This window comes from Streptomyces sp. NPDC014864, assembly GCF_043081525.1.
Lineage (GTDB): Bacteria > Actinomycetota > Actinomycetes > Streptomycetales > Streptomycetaceae > Streptomyces.
Window position 1 is genome coordinate 614579 of record NZ_JBIBWT010000001.1, and the last position, 14897, is coordinate 629475.

Consider the following 14897-nt stretch of genomic DNA (forward strand, 5'->3'; position numbering starts at 1 on the left):
GGTCCGGTGCGGGTTTCCCCGGCGGTCAGGGGATACAGGCCAGAAGTGGCCAGTATGGTGGTGCGCGCCGCCGAGCCGCTCGAGCAAAGTGAGGTCGTGTCGGGCGGCGGAGCCAACCGGGAGAACCTGCCTTGAGTCGTGAAACTGACACTCCGTCCTCCGGGCCCAACGGGCGCGGCGGAGCCGCCTACCCCTCGGGGACCCCGCCGTACGGCACGCCCATGGTCTCCGACAACGGTGCGGACGCGGGCCGTTCGGCCGCGCAGCCGGAGGAACGCAAGACCGAGACGACGCTGACGACCCGGATCCGGATCAACATCCCCGGGTCTCGGCCCATCCCGCCCGTCGTCATGCGCAAGCCCGTCGCCGGGTCCGGCTCCGGGGCCGAGAACGCGGCCGAGGACAGCGGCGTCGAAGCGCAGGCACCGGCCGCCGCGCCGTCCCCCGCTCCCCAGGAGCCGGCCGCCGAGCCACCGGCCGCGGCCGACGAGAAGCCGACCAGCGACTGGTTCGCGCCCCGCAAGTCCGGCCCCGCCAAGAGCGGGCCGGGCGGCGGCTCCACCAACGGCGCGGGGCTGCCCGGCGGTTCGGGCGCGCCTCCGACCGGTTCCGGCAGCGGTCCGGGCGCGTCCGGCTCCGGCACGGCCGGTGCGGGCGCTCCGGGCGCCGGCGCCCGCCCGGGCGGCGTCGTCGGCTCCATGAGCGTGCCGGGCGGCTCCCGGCCCGGCGGCGGGCCGCGTCCAGGCTCCACCGGCGGCGCCGGGCTGCCCGGGGCCACCGGCGGTCCCGTCGCGCCGGGCCACGGCGGCGGCACCGGCTCCTTCGACGTGACCGAGGCGCTGGCGGCGGGCCCGCGGGGCGGCGGCTCCCGCCCCGGCGGCGAGCCGCGCCGCGACGACCTGCCGTACTTCACGGAGGGCCAGAGCGCGTCGACGGGCCCGAACGGGCAGAGCGGTCGGAGCGGCCCGAACGGGCAGGGCGGCTACGGCGGCCCGGGCGACACCGGCGGTTTCCCCCGGCCCGGCGGCCCGGCCGGTGCGCAGGGTCCCGCGGGCCCCACCGCCGGTCCGGTCACCGGGGACGGCCCCCGGGTGCCACCCCTAGGCGGTCACCCGGCCGGACCGGGCGGCGCCCCCGGCGCGCACCCCGGCCACCCGGGCGGCGGACTGAGCGACGACACCGCGATCCTCACCCCGCAGCAGCCGGCCCCCGAGCCGGGCACGCCCGGCTACGGCAACCGGCCCGACAACGTCTCCGGGCACACCGTCACCAGCGGCATCCCCGTCGTGCCGGCCGGCCTGAACACGCCGTTCCGGCCGGGCCCCGGCGGTGACGGCTCGCTGTCGCACACGCCCCCGAGGCTGCCCGAGCCGCTCGCGCCGAACGCCCCCGCCGCCTCGAACAAGAAGGCGCCCAAGAAGAAGGGCCGCAACAAGGTGGCGCTGGTCGGCGGCGGCCTCGTCGCCCTCGCCGGTCTCGCCTACGGCGCCGGCCTGCTGATGAACCACTCCGACGTGCCCAAGGGCACCACCGTGCTCGGCGTCGACATCGGCGGCGGCACCCGTGACGACGCGGTCAAGAAGCTCGACGACGCCTTCGGCGATCGGGTCAAGACACCGCTGAAGCTGTCGGTCGAGGGCAGGACCCTCACCCTGAAGCCGGACCAGGCCGGCCTCCAGTTCGACACCCAGGCCACGGCCAGCGCGGCGGCGAAGAGCGACTACAACCCGGTCTCCGTGATCGGCTCGCTCTTCGGCGGCGAGCGCGTCGTCGACCCGGTCATGCCGGTCGACGAGGAGAAGCTCCAGGTGGCCCTGCAGAACGCCTCGGGCGGCGCAGTCTCCTCGGACGGCACCATCAAGTTCGAGTCCGGCAAGGCCGTCCCCGTCTACGGCAGGACGGGGAAGGGCGTCGACGTCGCCGGGTCGACCAAGACCGTCGAGCAGGCGTACCGCACCGCGGTGGAGTCGGGGCCGGGCACACCGGTGCAGCTGCCCACCACCATGCGCCGGCCGACGGTCTCCAACGCCGAGGTCGACCGGATGATGAAGCAGTTCGCGCGGCCGGCGATGTCCGCGAAGGTCACCCTGAAGACCCCCGACGGGGCACACGTCGTGGCGTTCAGCCCGCAGAAGTCCCTGTGGAAGTTCCTCGGGGTCAAGGCCGTGAACGGCAAGCTCGTCGAGTACTACGACCAGGCGGCGCTGAAGGAGCTCTACGGCAGCACCTTCGACGGGGTCCTGGTCACCCGGGGCACCGGCCAGAAGACGGCCGTCACCGTCCAGGACGTGATCAGCGCGCTGCGCCCGGCCCTGCTGAGCACCACCAATCGGGTGGGCGTCATCCAGACGAACCCCAGTTAGCGGACGAACCCCAGCCAGAGGTCCTGTCCGGCGGATCGTGCCGGAATCGCGGGGCTGAGGAGACACCGTTGCCGGGAGCCGGCCTGATCCGCCGGACAGGCCCTGGCGAGCGCACGGTACGAGGAGGGCACCCGGTCCGGCACGGACACCGGGTGCCCTCCTCGTACCGGCCGCACCTGTCACCCGTCCCGTATGACATCTGTCATCCACCGTTCAGGACCCCCGACACTGCCCGGTGCCCCGGCCCGACGGCCACGATGGGGAGCATGACAACGACAGCGGAGAGCACCGCCACGGACACGGTGGCGGGGTTCGACCAGGTGACCAAGAGCTACGGGGACGTACGGGCCGTGGACGGTCTGACCCTCGCCCTGCACCCGGGGGAGACCGTGGCGCTGCTCGGTCCGAACGGCGCCGGCAAGTCCACCACCCTCGATCTGCTGCTCGGCCTCAAGCAGGCCGACGGCGGCACGGTCACCGTCTTCGGCGCCGGCCCGCGCGAGGCGATCGTCGCCGGGCGGGTGGGCGCCATGCTCCAGAGCGGCGGGCTGATGGAGGAGGTCACCGTCGCCGAACTGGTCAAGCTCGGCTGCGACCTGCACCCCCGCCGGTACCGGGTCGAGGACGTGATGGCCCGCGCCGGAATCTCCCAGATCGCCGACCGCAAGGTCAACAAGCTCTCCGGCGGCCAGGCCCAGCGCGTCCGCTTCGCCCTCGCCACGGCCGGCGACAGCGACCTGATCGTCCTGGACGAGCCGACCACCGGCATGGACGTCTCCGCCCGCCAGGCCTTCTGGACCACCATGCGCGAGCAGGCCGACCAGGGCCGCACGGTGCTCTTCGCCACGCACTACCTGGAGGAGGCGGACGCGATCGCCGACCGGGTGCTCGTGCTCCATCGCGGACGGCTGCTGGCCGACGGCACCGCCGCCGAGATCAAGGCGAAGGCCGGCGCCCGCCGCGTCTCCTTCGACCTGGCGGACCCCGTCGACGAGGCGGCCCTGCGCGGCCTGCCGTTCCTGACCTCGATCGACGTGTCGGGCCGGACCGTCCGCATCCAGTCCGCCGACGCCGACGCGACCGTGCACGCCCTGTACGGGCTCGGCGTCTACCCCCGCAATCTCGAAGTCGCCGGGCTCGGGCTCGAGCAGGCGTTCGTCGCCATCACCGAGGCCGAGGAGGCCAGGCAGCCGTGACCAGTCTGATCAAGCTGGAACTCGCCCGCGCCCTGCGCAACCGCAAGTTCCTGTTCTTCTCCGTGCTCTACCCCTCGCTGCTGTTCCTGATCGTCGCCGGCAAGGCGGACAGCGCCGCCAAGGTCGACGGCACCGGGCTGACCCTGCCGACGTACATGATGGTCTCCATGGCCTCCTTCGGCGCCCTGACCGCCGTGCTCATGGGCAACAGCGAGCGCATCGCCAAGGAGCGGGAGAGCGGCTGGGTACGGCAGTTGCGGCTGACCAGCCTGCCGGGGCGCGGCTACGTGCTCGCCAAGACCGCGAGCGCGGCCGTGGTCAGCCTGCCGTCCATCGTGGTCGTCTTCGTCGTCGCGGCCGGCGTGAAGCACGTCCGCCTCGACGCCTGGCAGTGGCTCGCCCTCACCGGCGCCATCTGGGCCGGCAGCCTCGTCTTCGCCGCGCTGGGCGTGGCCCTCGGCTACCTCGCAAGTGGGGACGCGGTCCGCCCGATCACGATGATCGTCTACTTCGGCCTCTCGCTGCTGGGCGGCCTGTGGATGCCGGCCACCACCTTCCCCGCCTGGCTCCAGGACATCGCCAAGTGGCTTCCCACGCACGCGTACGCTGCCCTCGGGCAGGCCATCGAGCAGAGCCGGGCCCCGCACGCCCAGGACATCGCCATCCTCGCCGTCTTCTTCGCCCTGTTCGCGGGCGGCGCGGCGTGGCTGTACCGGAAGGACACGCTGAAGGCGTGAGCGCCATGACGGACGACCTGCGGTCCGGCGAAGCCCGGGCGGAGCGGCTCATGCGCATGGGGGAATCGCCCCGGACCGGGGGCGAGGCCCTGCGCAAGCTCGTGTGGATCCTGCCCTGGCTGATCTTCCTCAGCTCGCCGGTGCAGGACCTTGTCTCCCGCGCCCATACGACCGGCGCCACCGTGGCCGGCTGGGCGGGGCTGCTGGCCTTCGCCGGGATCTACCTGACGCTGGTGTTCAGGAACATGGGCCGGCAGTTCTCCGAGCCGGTCGTGGCCTGTCTGGTCGCCGTGCTCGGCACGCTCGCCGTCGTCCTGTGCCTCACCCTCGGCGGACACTGGATCGGTCTCTTCGTGTACGTGTCGGTGACCTGCGGCGTGGTCTTCCCGCTGCGCACCGCCTACTGGACGATCCCGCTGACCACCGTCGCCATGCTGCTCATGGGTCTGCGCACCGGTGCGCGCGACGGATGGACCCTGATCCTGGTGCTGCTCGTCGGCTTCGCGATGACCGGCGTACGGCAACTGGTGCGCACCACGGTCGAACTGCGCAAGGCCCGCGCCACCGTCGCCCAGCTCGCCGCCAACGAGGAGCGCCTGCGGCTCGCCCGCGACCTGCACGACCTGCTCGGCCACTCGCTCTCCCTGATCACGCTGAAGAGCGAGCTGGCCGGCCGGATGCTCCCCGCCCACCCGGAGAAGGCCGCCCAGCAGATCGCCGACATCGAACAGGTCAGCCGGCAGGCCCTCGTCGACGTGCGCGAGGCCGTCACCGGCTACCGGCGCCCCCGGCTGTCCGCCGAACTCGCGGGCGCCCGGGTCGCGTTGACGGCGGCCGGGGTCACCGCCGAACTGCCCGCCGAACCCGACCTCGACGGCGTGCCCGAGGAGAGCGAGTCCGCCCTCGCCTGGGCGCTGCGCGAGGCGGTCACCAACGTCGTACGGCACAGCGGCGCCCGGCGCTGCGCGGTGGAGGTGGTGCGGCGGCAGACGCTGGACGGGCCGATGCTCGAACTGTCCGTGGAGGACAACGGATCGGGCGGCTCCGGCAGCGGACCCGGCAACGGTCTGACCGGCCTGACCGAACGCCTCGCCAAGGCCGGCGGGACACTGGAGGCGGGCCGGTCCCGGCACGGCTTCCGGCTCGTCGCCCGCACGCCCGCCACGGCCGCCGTGGACGTAGGATCCCCGGCATGAGCAGCACGATCAAGGTCCTCCTCGCCGAGGACCAGTCGATGGTCCGCGAGGCACTGGCCGCCCTGCTCGGCCTGGAGGACGACATCGAGGTCGTCGCCCAGGTGGCGCGCGGGGACGAGGTCCTGGCGGCGGCGCGCGCGAACGACGTCGACGTGGCCCTGCTCGACATCGAGATGCCCGGCCGCACCGGCATCGAGGCGGCCGCCGTGCTGCACCGCGAACTCCCCGCCCTCAAGCTGGTCGTCCTCACCACCTTCGGCCGCCCCGGCTACCTGCGCAGGGCCATGGAGGCCGGCGCCGACGCCTTCCTGGTGAAGGACGCCCCCGCCGCCCAACTGGCCGAGGCGGTACGGAAGGTGCTCGCCGGGGAGCGGGTCATCGACCCCACCCTGGCCGCCGCGGCCCTCGCCGAGGGCGCCAACCCGCTGACCGACCGCGAACGCGAGGTGCTGCGCGCCGCGGCCGACGGCTCCACCAACGCCGAACTGGCTGCGACCCTCCACCTCTCCCAGGGCACGGTCCGCAACTACCTCTCGACAGCCATCCAGAAACTGGCGGTACGCAACAGAACCGAAGCCGCCCGCACCGCCAGAGAAAAGGGCTGGCTGTAACCCCCGAGGAGCACCCTCAGAGGGCGCGCCGAGAACTCCGGCCCCCACCAGCCAACCCAGGGGCGCGGGGGAACTGCGCGACCAGCCACTCCCTCACCCGCACCCCCCACCCGGCCGCACCCCCACGGCGTACAGGCACCAGGAGCCCCGCCGACAAGGCACCCCCGATTCAGTTGAGCCGGGCCCGCGCAGCCCGCGCCTGCTCCCGCACCCGCCGAGCCGCGGTCTCGTCCACCGCGGCCACCAGCTCCGCGTACGCCTCCAGCTCCACGGCCCCGCCGACGAACTCCCCGCGCTGCACCAGAACCTGAGCCCGCTCGTACCGCAGCCGCGCCGGGTGCGAGGGCAGCAGCAGGGACAGCTCCACCGCCCACAGCGCCACGTCCGACCGCTCGGGGCGGGCCGCGGCCCACGCGCGGATGTTGTTGAGGATCCGCAGCACGACGTCCAGCGGCGTCGCGGGCACGAGCATCGACGGGTGCAGCGGCGCCCCCGTCGCCCCGACGACCAGCAGCTCGGCGTCCGCCCCCGTGAGCACCCGCCCGCCGTCGAACGGATCGGCGAGCACCTGCTCCTCCGCCGTCCCGAACCCGACCACGAAGTGCCCGGGCAGCGCGACCCCGTACACCGGAGCCCCCGCGCGGCGCGCGACCTCCATCCACACCACCGACAGCAGGATCGGCAGGCCGCGTCGCCGCCGCAGCACCTCGTGCAGCAGCGAGGACTCCAGCCGCCGGTAGTCCGCGCCGGAGCCGCGGAACTCGCAGCACTCGCCGAGCAGCTCGCACAGCGCCTGGGCCCATGCGCGCGGTCCGCCCGGCCGGTACGGCAGCCGCCCCGCCAGCCGGTCCAGCTCGATCTGTGCCGCGTCCATGCCCGCCTCGTCCAGCGTGCCGTCGGCCTCCGCGCCCAGCAGCAGGCAGAGCAGCGAGAGATCGGGCCGCTCGGCCCGCGCCTCCTCGGCGAACCGGCGCCGCAGCTGCGCGGACCGGTCGGGCGGCGGGGGACAGGGAGGTCGCATGACCGGCTCGTACCCTTTCCCGGTGATCGTCACGAGCCGCGGGCGCCGGGCGTCCCCGGCTCCGGGTCCGGCTCGCGGTAGTGGTGGTAGGCGTGGTGCGCGGCGAAGCCCATCCCGGCGTACAGCGCCCGCGCCCCCGCGTTGTCGGTCTCGACCTGCAGCCACGCCGCCGACGCGCCCTCGTCCAGCGCCTGCCGGGCCAGCGCGGCCATCACGGTCGTGGCCAGCCCGCGCCGCCGCTGCGCCGGGTCCACCTCGACGGCGGCGAAGGAGGCCCAGCGCCCGTCCACGACGCACCGCCCGATCGCGGCCGGCGCCCGGCCGGGCGCGCCGGGAACCGTCGCGAACCACACCGAGGGCCCGCTGCCCAGCACCTTCAGGGCCACCTCGCTCACCCCCTTGCGCCGGTAACGTGCAAGCCACGCCTCGTCGGCCGTGCGGGACAGCACGACCCCGGAGCCCGGGTCCCGGTCGGCGACCGGTGCCGTCGCCCCGATCCACAGCTCGGCGGTCACCTCGCGCACCCAGCCCCGCCGCTCCAGCTCCACGCACAGCTGTTCCTGCGCGCCCTCGGCGCCGGTCGCGGTCTGGACGTACGCGGGCAGCCCGCGCTCGCCATACCAGCGTCGTACGGCGGAGAGGGCCTCGTCGAGCGGAAGGCCGGGGTCACCGAGCGGCAGCACCGAATTGGCCCGCCGCGTGAACCCGCCGGCGGCCCGCAGCTCCCACTCCCCGAGCCGCTCGCTCTCCACCGGCCGCCACGCCCGGGCGGCGACCCGCGCCAGCTCTTCGTACGAGGCCGCGGGGCCCCGGCGGCGGGCCGGCGCGGCGGGCACGACCTTGCCCGCCACCAGCGAGGATTCCGCGATGCGGACGGTTTCGCCGCTCTTCCGTGTGATCAGCAGCACACCGTCGTCCCATGATGCGAGAACCCCTACCGTGTCGGTGAACTTCTCACCCGGCGCTCCAGGTTCGCTCAAGCGCCGTACGGAGACTCGTTTTCCCACGTCAGAAGCGGTGATACGGACCTCGAGGCGTCCTGATGCAGAGATTTCCACGGGTCGGTTCACCCCTCCTGTTCGGATCATGCCCAGGAACGGAGATACTAGGGGCGGGCATCGACGACGCCGCGCTCCCGCGCGCCAGGCGGCGGAGCCTGTGGAGGCCCGCCAGCGCCCTATCGAGGAGGAACGACAGCGTGACCTACGTCATCGCGCAGCCTTGTGTCGACGTCAAGGACAAGGCGTGCATCGAGGAGTGCCCGGTCGACTGCATCTACGAGGGCCAGCGGTCCTTGTACATCCACCCGGACGAATGCGTCGACTGCGGAGCTTGTGAGCCGGTCTGCCCGGTCGAGGCGATCTTCTACGAGGACGACACTCCCGAGGAGTGGAAGGACTACTACAAGGCCAACGTCGAGTTCTTCGACGAGCTCGGCTCCCCCGGCGGCGCCAGCAAGCTCGGGCTGATCGAACGCGACCACCCCTTGATCGCCGCGCTGCCGCCGCAGGGCGAGTAACGCCCGGCGGCCCCACCGCGCCGCCTCGGTCCCGTGCGGCCTGATCGCCCCGAGCGTTCGGACCGCCGCACGGGGCCGGGGCGTTTGCCGTAGCAGAAAGTGAGCCCGATCCCGTGTCCGCAGTCTCCGATCGTCTTCCCACCTTCCCCTGGGACAAGCTGGAGCCGTACAAGAAGACGGCCGCGGCCCACCCGGACGGCATCGTCGACCTTTCCGTCGGCACCCCGGTCGATCCGGTCCCCGAGCTGATCCAGAAGGCGCTCGTCGCCGCGGCCGACTCGCCGGGCTACCCGACCGTGTGGGGCACGCCCGAGCTGCGGGACGCGATCACCGGCTGGGTCGGGCGCCGCCTCGGGGCCCGGGGCGTCACCCACCGCCACGTGCTGCCGATCGTCGGCTCCAAGGAACTGGTCGCCTGGCTCCCCACCCAGCTGGGCCTGGGCCCCGACGACCGGGTGGCCTTCCCGCGTCTGGCCTACCCGACCTACGAGGTCGGCGCCCGCCTGGCCCGCGCCGGGTACGAGGTCTACGACGACCCGACGCGGCTCGACCCCGAGGGCCTGAAGCTGCTGTGGCTGAACTCCCCGTCGAACCCGACGGGCCAGGTTCTCGGCAAGGAGGAGCTCACCCGGATCGTGGCGTGGGCCCGCGAGCACGGCGTGCTGCTCTTCTCCGACGAGTGCTACCTGGAGCTGGGCTGGGAGGCGGACCCGGTCTCGGTCCTGCACCCGGACGTGAACGGCGGCTCCTACGACGGCATCGTCGCGGTCCACTCCCTCTCCAAGCGCTCCAACCTCGCCGGCTACCGCGCCGCCTTCCTGGCCGGCGACCCGGCGGTCCTCGGGCCCCTGCTGGAGATCCGCAAGCACGGCGGCATGATGACCTCGGCGCCCACCCAGGCGGCGGCCGTGGCGGCGCTCGGCGACGACACCCACGTCCGCGAGCAGCGGGAGCGGTACGCGGCCCGCCGCACGGTCCTGCGCGAGGCCCTGCTGGGCCACGGCTTCCGAATCGAGCACAGCGAGGCGAGCCTCTATCTCTGGGCCACCCGCGACGAGTCCTGCTGGCAGACGGTCGCGCACCTCGCCGAACGCGGCATCCTGGTCGCCCCGGGCGACTTCTACGGCGAAGCGGGCGCCCGGTTCGTCCGCGTAGCCCTGACAGCCACAGACGAACGCGTCGCGGCAGCAGCAACCCGTCTGTCGGCCTGACCCCACAGTCCACCGCCCCCCCGCCACAGCCCCCTGCCCCCTGCCCCCTGCCCCCTGCCGTGGGCAGTCGTTCCGCAGGGCGGAACGGGTGGGCACGGCCTGCAGCGCCGGGCACTGGTCACCCCACCCCGGCTCCGCCGACGTAAGCACGTCCAGCGCCGGGCTCCGGTCACCCCACCCCGGCCCCCCGCCGAGGGAAGCCCGTCCGCGGCGCCGGGCACCGGGAAGGCGACGGGGCCCAGGGACGACCCCTGGACCCCGTCACCGCACCCCACCGGTCATCAGCCCAGCGGCAGCCCCTTCACGGGCAGCGGCTGCCCCGGCACCCCCTTGCCCACGGAGTCCGTCGGCAGCCCTCCCTTGGTGGCCGTCCCGGCCGTGTCCCCCAGCAGCCCACCGGCCGCCCCGGTGGCCTCCCCGGCGGTCTTCCGCGTCACCGGCGTCGCCTGCTTCACGACCTTGCCGCCGGTCTTGCCCGCGGCCGGCACCGCCTGCTTGAGCGCCTTGCCGCCGCTGTCGCCCGCGACCCCGGCGACGTGCTGCGCGGCGCTGTCCGCGGTGTTGCCGACGCTCGCCCCGTCCAGGGCGGTCAGCCCACCCAGGTTCGGGGCGGCGGGCAGTTCGGGGGCCGCACTGGCGGAGCCGGCCGCACCGACCCCGGCAGCCGCTCCCGCAGCGACGAGCAGCGCGGCACGGGCGATCCGGCGGGTCAGGGGGAGGGACATATTGCTCCTTCGACGGGAGGAAAAGATGAAGTGTCCAGCCGCGCCGGGCAGTTCGTCCCGACCGGGCTCGGACGCAGTGACTACCGCTCGAAGTCCGCGAAGGTTGCGGCGAGCCAACGTAAAGAGTTGGCAATGCGTCGCATTATCGGCTGCCCTCAAAAGGGGACAAAGGGCGTCCGGTGCGAAAGTCTGCCGAATCCTTACCGCCCTTTGTCCCCAAGGGATTCCGACCCCAGGGACGTGAGCGCGCGAAAACCCGCGCACCACCCCGCCCGGCCCTGTCCCGCGTAACCCTGGAGGGTGAGGATCCGCACTACTGCGCAGTGACGATCCGGACCGCGCCCGCGCCCCGCTCGGGCCCGCCGGCGCCCTGCGTGCCGCTCTCGCGCCACCGGCTGTCGGTGAGCCCGGCGGTCCACACCCGCCCGGCGTAGGAAACCCGTTCGATGTGCAGCGCGGAGGCGTTGGCCACCGCCCAGTGCGCCAGCTGCCAGCCCCGCTCCCGCGAGCTGTGTCCGGCCGTGGAGCCGACTCCGGGGGACACCGGCAGGGTCACGGTCCGTCCGGCCCCTCCGGAGGCCGCGCTCGGCGTCGGCGTGGGCGACGGCGCGCCGCCCACCTCGGCACCGGCCTCCTGCACCACGTCCCGCCCGAAGTCCCGCATCAGCGCGGCCCGTACCGCGTCCGAACCGGTGGTCCGGGTCGCGCCCGGGCGGCCGGTACAGGTCAGCGTGCCCGCCGCGCGCCCGGTGAGGGCGGCGGCGAGCAGGGTGGCGTCCGGCTCGTGCTTGGCGTACGCCTGCGGGAAGCCGCTGCGCTGCACGCGCTGCGCGGCCACGGTGAGCGGCAGCCGCGTGTAGCCGGGGACCTTGGCCAGATGCTCGTAGAAGACACCCGACGCGTACGTCGGGTCCATGATCTCGTTCGGCGTTCCCCAGCCCTGCGAGGGCCGCTGCTGGAACAGGCCCAGCGAGTCCCGGTCGCCGTGCCGGATGTTGCGCAGCCCGGACTCCTGCAGGGCGGTGGCCAGCGCGATCGCCACGGCCCGCTCCGGCATGCCGCGTCCGGTGCCGACGGCCGAGATCGTCGCCGCGTTCACCGCCTGCTCCGGCGTGAACTGGTACGACGCGCCGTCGCCCTTGCCCGAGACGACCTTGCAGCCCGGAGTCCCGGTGCCACCCGTGAGGTACTGCACCGTGAGGTAGCCGGCGAGCGCGAGCAGGACCACGAGGGCCGCCCCGAACCGGACGAGGCGGCCGTGGCGCTTGGTGGTGGGGGACGGCTCTGACACGCGTACAAGGTACTGGAGGCTGCCGGGACCGATGAGTCCTGTGGGGGCAATGTGCCGCAGCACACGGAGGGTTCGGGGGTTAGGGTCGAGGCCATGGCCGATACCCCGCTTGACCTCACGCTGGACGCCGCGCGGCTCACCGCGCAGCTCGTCGACTTCCCCTCGGAGAGCGGCACCGAGAAGCCGCTCGCCGACGCGATCGAGGCCGCGCTGCGCGCTCTGCCGCACCTGACCGTGGACCGCCTCGGCAACAACGTCGTCGCGCGGACGAACCTGGGCCGCGCCGAGCGCGTGATCCTCGCGGGCCACATCGACACGGTGCCGATCGCGGACAACGTCCCCTCGCGGCTGGACGAGGAGGGCGTGCTCTGGGGCTGCGGCACCTGCGACATGAAGTCCGGCGTGGCGGTCCAGCTGCGCATCGCGGCCACCGTCCCGGCCCCGAACCGCGACCTGACCTTCGTCTTCTACGACAACGAGGAGGTCACCGCCGACCTCAACGGCCTCAAGCACGTCGCCGAGGCGCACCCCGACTGGCTCCGCGGCGACTTCGCGGTCCTGCTGGAGCCTTCCGACGGCCAGGTCGAGGGCGGCTGCCAGGGCACCCTGCGGGTGCTGCTGAGGACCACGGGCGAGCGGGCCCACTCGGCGCGCGGCTGGATGGGCTCGAACGCGATCCACGCGGCCGCCCCGATCCTCCGCCGGCTCGCGGAGTACCGGCCCCGGTACCCGGTCATCGACGGTCTGGAGTACCGGGAGGGCCTCAACGCGGTGCGTATCGGCGGGGGAGTGGCCGGCAACGTCATCCCCGACGAGTGCGTCGTCACCGTCAACTTCCGCTACGCGCCGGACCGTACGGAGGAGGAGGCCATCACCCACGTGCGCGAGGTCTTCGCCGGCTGCGGGGTCGAGGAGTTCGTGGTGGAGGACCACAGCGGCGGAGCGCTGCCGGGGCTGGACCACCCGGCCGCGGCGGCCTTCATCGAGGCGGTCGGCGGCACCGCGCAGCCCAAGTACGGCTGGACGGACGTGTCGCGCTTCTCGGCGCTCGGCATCCCTGCGGTCAACTACGGCCCCGGCAACCCGCACTTGGCGCACAAGCGGGACGAACGGGTGGAAACCGCGAAGATCCTGGTGGGTGAGGACCGACTGAGGTCCTGGCTGACGAGCTGAGGGGTCCGCCGAGCCGCCCGGCCCCCCTGGCTCTTCACGGCGGACACGCCGAGGTCCCCCGCCGGTAACCCGCGTAGATCTACGCTGAGGTGGAAACACGGCAAGCGGAGGGAGCGCACATGGCTACCGGCAACCCCGAGGGCAGGCGACGGCCACCGGAGGAGCAGCGCCTGGGACCGGTCCTCCGGCGGAGGGGACAGGTCCAGGCCAGCACCACGGACCAGCGGCTGCTGGACGAGCGGGCTCCCACGGACTGGGTGCACACGGACCCCTGGCGCGTCCTGCGCATCCAGTCGGAGTTCATCGAGGGCTTCGGCACGCTCGCCGAACTGCCGCCCGCCATCAGCGTGTTCGGCTCGGCCCGCACCCCGGTGGACTCCCCGGAGTACGACGCCGGGGTGCGCCTGGGCCGGGGCCTGGTCGAGGCGGGCTTCGCGGTGATCACGGGTGGCGGTCCGGGCGCGATGGAGGCGGCGAACAAGGGGGCCTGCGAGGCCGGCGGCACCTCGGTGGGCCTGGGCATCGAGCTCCCCTTCGAGCAGGGGCTGAACCCCTACGTCGACATCGGCCTGAACTTCCGCTACTTCTTCGTGCGGAAGATGATGTTCGTCAAGTACGCGCAGGGGTTCGTGGTGCTGCCCGGCGGCCTCGGCACCCTCGACGAACTCTTCGAGGCCCTCACCCTCGTCCAGACCCAGAAGGTCACCCGCTTCCCGATCGTCCTGTTCGGCAGTGCCTACTGGGGCGGCCTGGTGGACTGGCTGGAGAACACCCTGATCGCGCAGGGCAAGGCCGCGCAGGCCGACCTGACCCTCTTCCACGTCACGGACGACGTGGAGGAGGCGGTCGCGCTGGTGTCGAAGGAGGCGGGCCGCTAGGGGCCCGGCCGGCGCGTGCACCGGGCCCGCGCGGCCGGCGTGGCGGACGCGACCGGCGTGGCGGGCGCCCGGGAGGGCTCCGCTACGCCAGCCCGCGCCGGGCCACCGCGGGGTCGCGGTGGCCCGCGATGGCCGCCACCATGTCCAGCACCTGCCGGGTCTCGGCCACCTCGTGCACCCGGTACACCTGGGCGCCCAGCCAGGCCGACACCGCCGTCGTCGCCAGCGTCCCGAGGACCCGCTCCTTGACCGGCTTGTCCAGCGTCTCCCCGACGAAGTCCTTGTTGGACAGCGACACCAGCACCGGCCAGCCCGTCGCCACCATCTCGTCCAGCCGCCGCGTCGCCTCCAGGCTGTGCCGGGTGCTCTTCCCGAAGTCGTGCCCGGGGTCGATCAGCACCGACTCCCGCGGCACCCCCAGCGCGACCGCCCGCTCGGCCAGCCCCACCGTCACCTCCAGGATGTCGGCCATGACGTCGTCGTACGTCACCCGGTGCGGCCGGGTCCGCGGCTCGGCGCCGCCCGCGTGCGTGCACACCAGCCCGGCCCGGTACCGGGCCGCGACCTCGGCGAGCCCCGGATCGACCCCGCCCCAGGCGTCGTTCAGCAGGTCCGCCCCCGCCTCGCAGACCGCCTCGCCGACCTCCGCCCGCCAGGTGTCCACGCTGATGACCACGTCCGGGAAGCGCCGCCGTACCTCCGCGACGAACCCGACCGTCCGGCGCGCCTCCTCCTCGGCGGTCACCTCTTCCCCCGGTCCGGCCTTGACCCCGCCGATGTCGATGATCGCGGCGCCCTCGGCCACCGCCTGCTCCACGCGCGCGAGGGCCGGCTCGTCGCGGAACGTCGCCCCCTGGTCGTAGAAGGAGTCGGGGGTCCGGTTCACGATCGCCATGATCACCGGCTCGTGCGCGCCGAATTCACGCCTGCCCAGCCTGAGCATCCCCTGTGACCTCTCCTCGTACGTCCTGGTCTT

14 protein-coding genes are annotated in these 14897 nt (G+C 73.6%); 9 read left to right on the forward strand and 5 right to left on the reverse strand.

Going from position 1 to position 14897, the window contains the following annotated elements; genetic code table 11:
• The first annotated feature begins 131 nt into the window (after nt 1-131).
• From ACF1A5_RS02935 to ACF1A5_RS02955, 5 genes are all read left to right on the forward strand, one after another.
• Nucleotides 132-2363, forward strand: coding sequence for a hypothetical protein (locus ACF1A5_RS02935; RefSeq protein ID WP_392191029.1), 2232 nt, complete (start codon nt 132-134; stop codon nt 2361-2363).
• A gap of 266 nt (nt 2364-2629) precedes the next feature.
• A complete protein-coding gene (locus ACF1A5_RS02940; protein WP_392191030.1) occupies nt 2630-3559 on the forward strand; it encodes an ABC transporter ATP-binding protein in 930 nt (309 codons plus the stop codon).
• Nucleotides 3556-4296, forward strand: a complete 741-nt coding sequence (locus ACF1A5_RS02945; protein WP_392191031.1) for an ABC transporter permease — start codon at nt 3556-3558, stop codon at nt 4294-4296. The genes ACF1A5_RS02940 and ACF1A5_RS02945 overlap by 4 nt, the downstream gene beginning before the upstream one ends.
• Nucleotides 4297-4301: 5 nt before the next feature.
• Nucleotides 4302-5492 carry a sensor histidine kinase gene (locus ACF1A5_RS02950; protein WP_392191205.1) on the forward strand — a complete coding sequence of 397 codons (1191 nt, stop codon included), beginning with the start codon at nt 4302-4304 and terminating at the stop codon, nt 5490-5492.
• Entirely contained in the window at nt 5489-6103 is a 615-nt protein-coding gene (locus ACF1A5_RS02955) for a response regulator transcription factor (RefSeq protein WP_392191032.1), read from the forward strand. The genes ACF1A5_RS02950 and ACF1A5_RS02955 overlap by 4 nt, the downstream gene beginning before the upstream one ends.
• Nucleotides 6104-6272: 169 nt before the next feature.
• On the opposite strand, the gene ACF1A5_RS02960 is transcribed toward ACF1A5_RS02955, so the two are convergent.
• Both ACF1A5_RS02960 and ACF1A5_RS02965 read right to left on the reverse strand, forming a co-directional pair.
• On the reverse strand, nt 6273-7124 hold the full coding sequence (locus ACF1A5_RS02960; protein ID WP_392191033.1) for a tetratricopeptide repeat protein: 852 nt from the start codon (nt 7122-7124) through the stop codon (nt 6273-6275).
• Between the two features lie 29 nt (nt 7125-7153).
• Nucleotides 7154-8182 carry a GNAT family N-acetyltransferase gene (locus tag ACF1A5_RS02965; RefSeq protein ID WP_392191034.1) on the reverse strand — a complete coding sequence of 343 codons (1029 nt, stop codon included), beginning with the start codon at nt 8180-8182 and terminating at the stop codon, nt 7154-7156.
• 140 nt (nt 8183-8322) lie between these two features.
• Here ACF1A5_RS02965 and fdxA point away from each other — a divergent pair, with 140 nt between their 5' ends.
• Entirely contained in the window at nt 8323-8643 is a 321-nt protein-coding gene (fdxA, locus tag ACF1A5_RS02970) for a ferredoxin (RefSeq protein ID WP_355935930.1), read from the forward strand.
• Nucleotides 8644-8756: 113 nt separating this feature from the next.
• On the forward strand, nt 8757-9854 hold the full coding sequence (locus ACF1A5_RS02975) for a bifunctional succinyldiaminopimelate transaminase/glutamate-prephenate aminotransferase (protein ID WP_392191035.1): 1098 nt from the start codon (nt 8757-8759) through the stop codon (nt 9852-9854).
• A gap of 281 nt (nt 9855-10135) precedes the next feature.
• Here ACF1A5_RS02975 and ACF1A5_RS02980 read toward each other — a convergent pair whose 3' ends face one another.
• The gene (locus tag ACF1A5_RS02980; protein WP_392191036.1) at nt 10136-10579 is read right to left on the reverse strand and encodes an ATP-binding protein; all 444 of its coding nucleotides are present in this window, start codon (nt 10577-10579) and stop codon (nt 10136-10138) included.
• A 313-nt stretch (nt 10580-10892) separates the two neighbouring features.
• Complete coding sequence (locus ACF1A5_RS02985) at nt 10893-11870, reverse strand: heavy metal transporter (RefSeq protein WP_392191037.1); 978 nt, start codon at nt 11868-11870, stop codon at nt 10893-10895.
• A 93-nt stretch (nt 11871-11963) separates the two neighbouring features.
• Here ACF1A5_RS02985 and dapE point away from each other — a divergent pair, with 93 nt between their 5' ends.
• Nucleotides 11964-13043, forward strand: a complete 1080-nt coding sequence (gene dapE / locus ACF1A5_RS02990; protein ID WP_392191038.1) for a succinyl-diaminopimelate desuccinylase — start codon at nt 11964-11966, stop codon at nt 13041-13043.
• 119 nt (nt 13044-13162) lie between these two features.
• Nucleotides 13163-13921, forward strand: a complete 759-nt coding sequence (locus ACF1A5_RS02995) for a TIGR00730 family Rossman fold protein (RefSeq protein WP_356195333.1) — start codon at nt 13163-13165, stop codon at nt 13919-13921.
• An 82-nt stretch (nt 13922-14003) separates the two neighbouring features.
• On the opposite strand, the gene folP is transcribed toward ACF1A5_RS02995, so the two are convergent.
• Nucleotides 14004-14864 carry a dihydropteroate synthase gene (gene folP / locus ACF1A5_RS03000; protein ID WP_392191039.1) on the reverse strand — a complete coding sequence of 287 codons (861 nt, stop codon included), beginning with the start codon at nt 14862-14864 and terminating at the stop codon, nt 14004-14006.
• Nucleotides 14865-14897 lie beyond the last annotated feature (33 nt).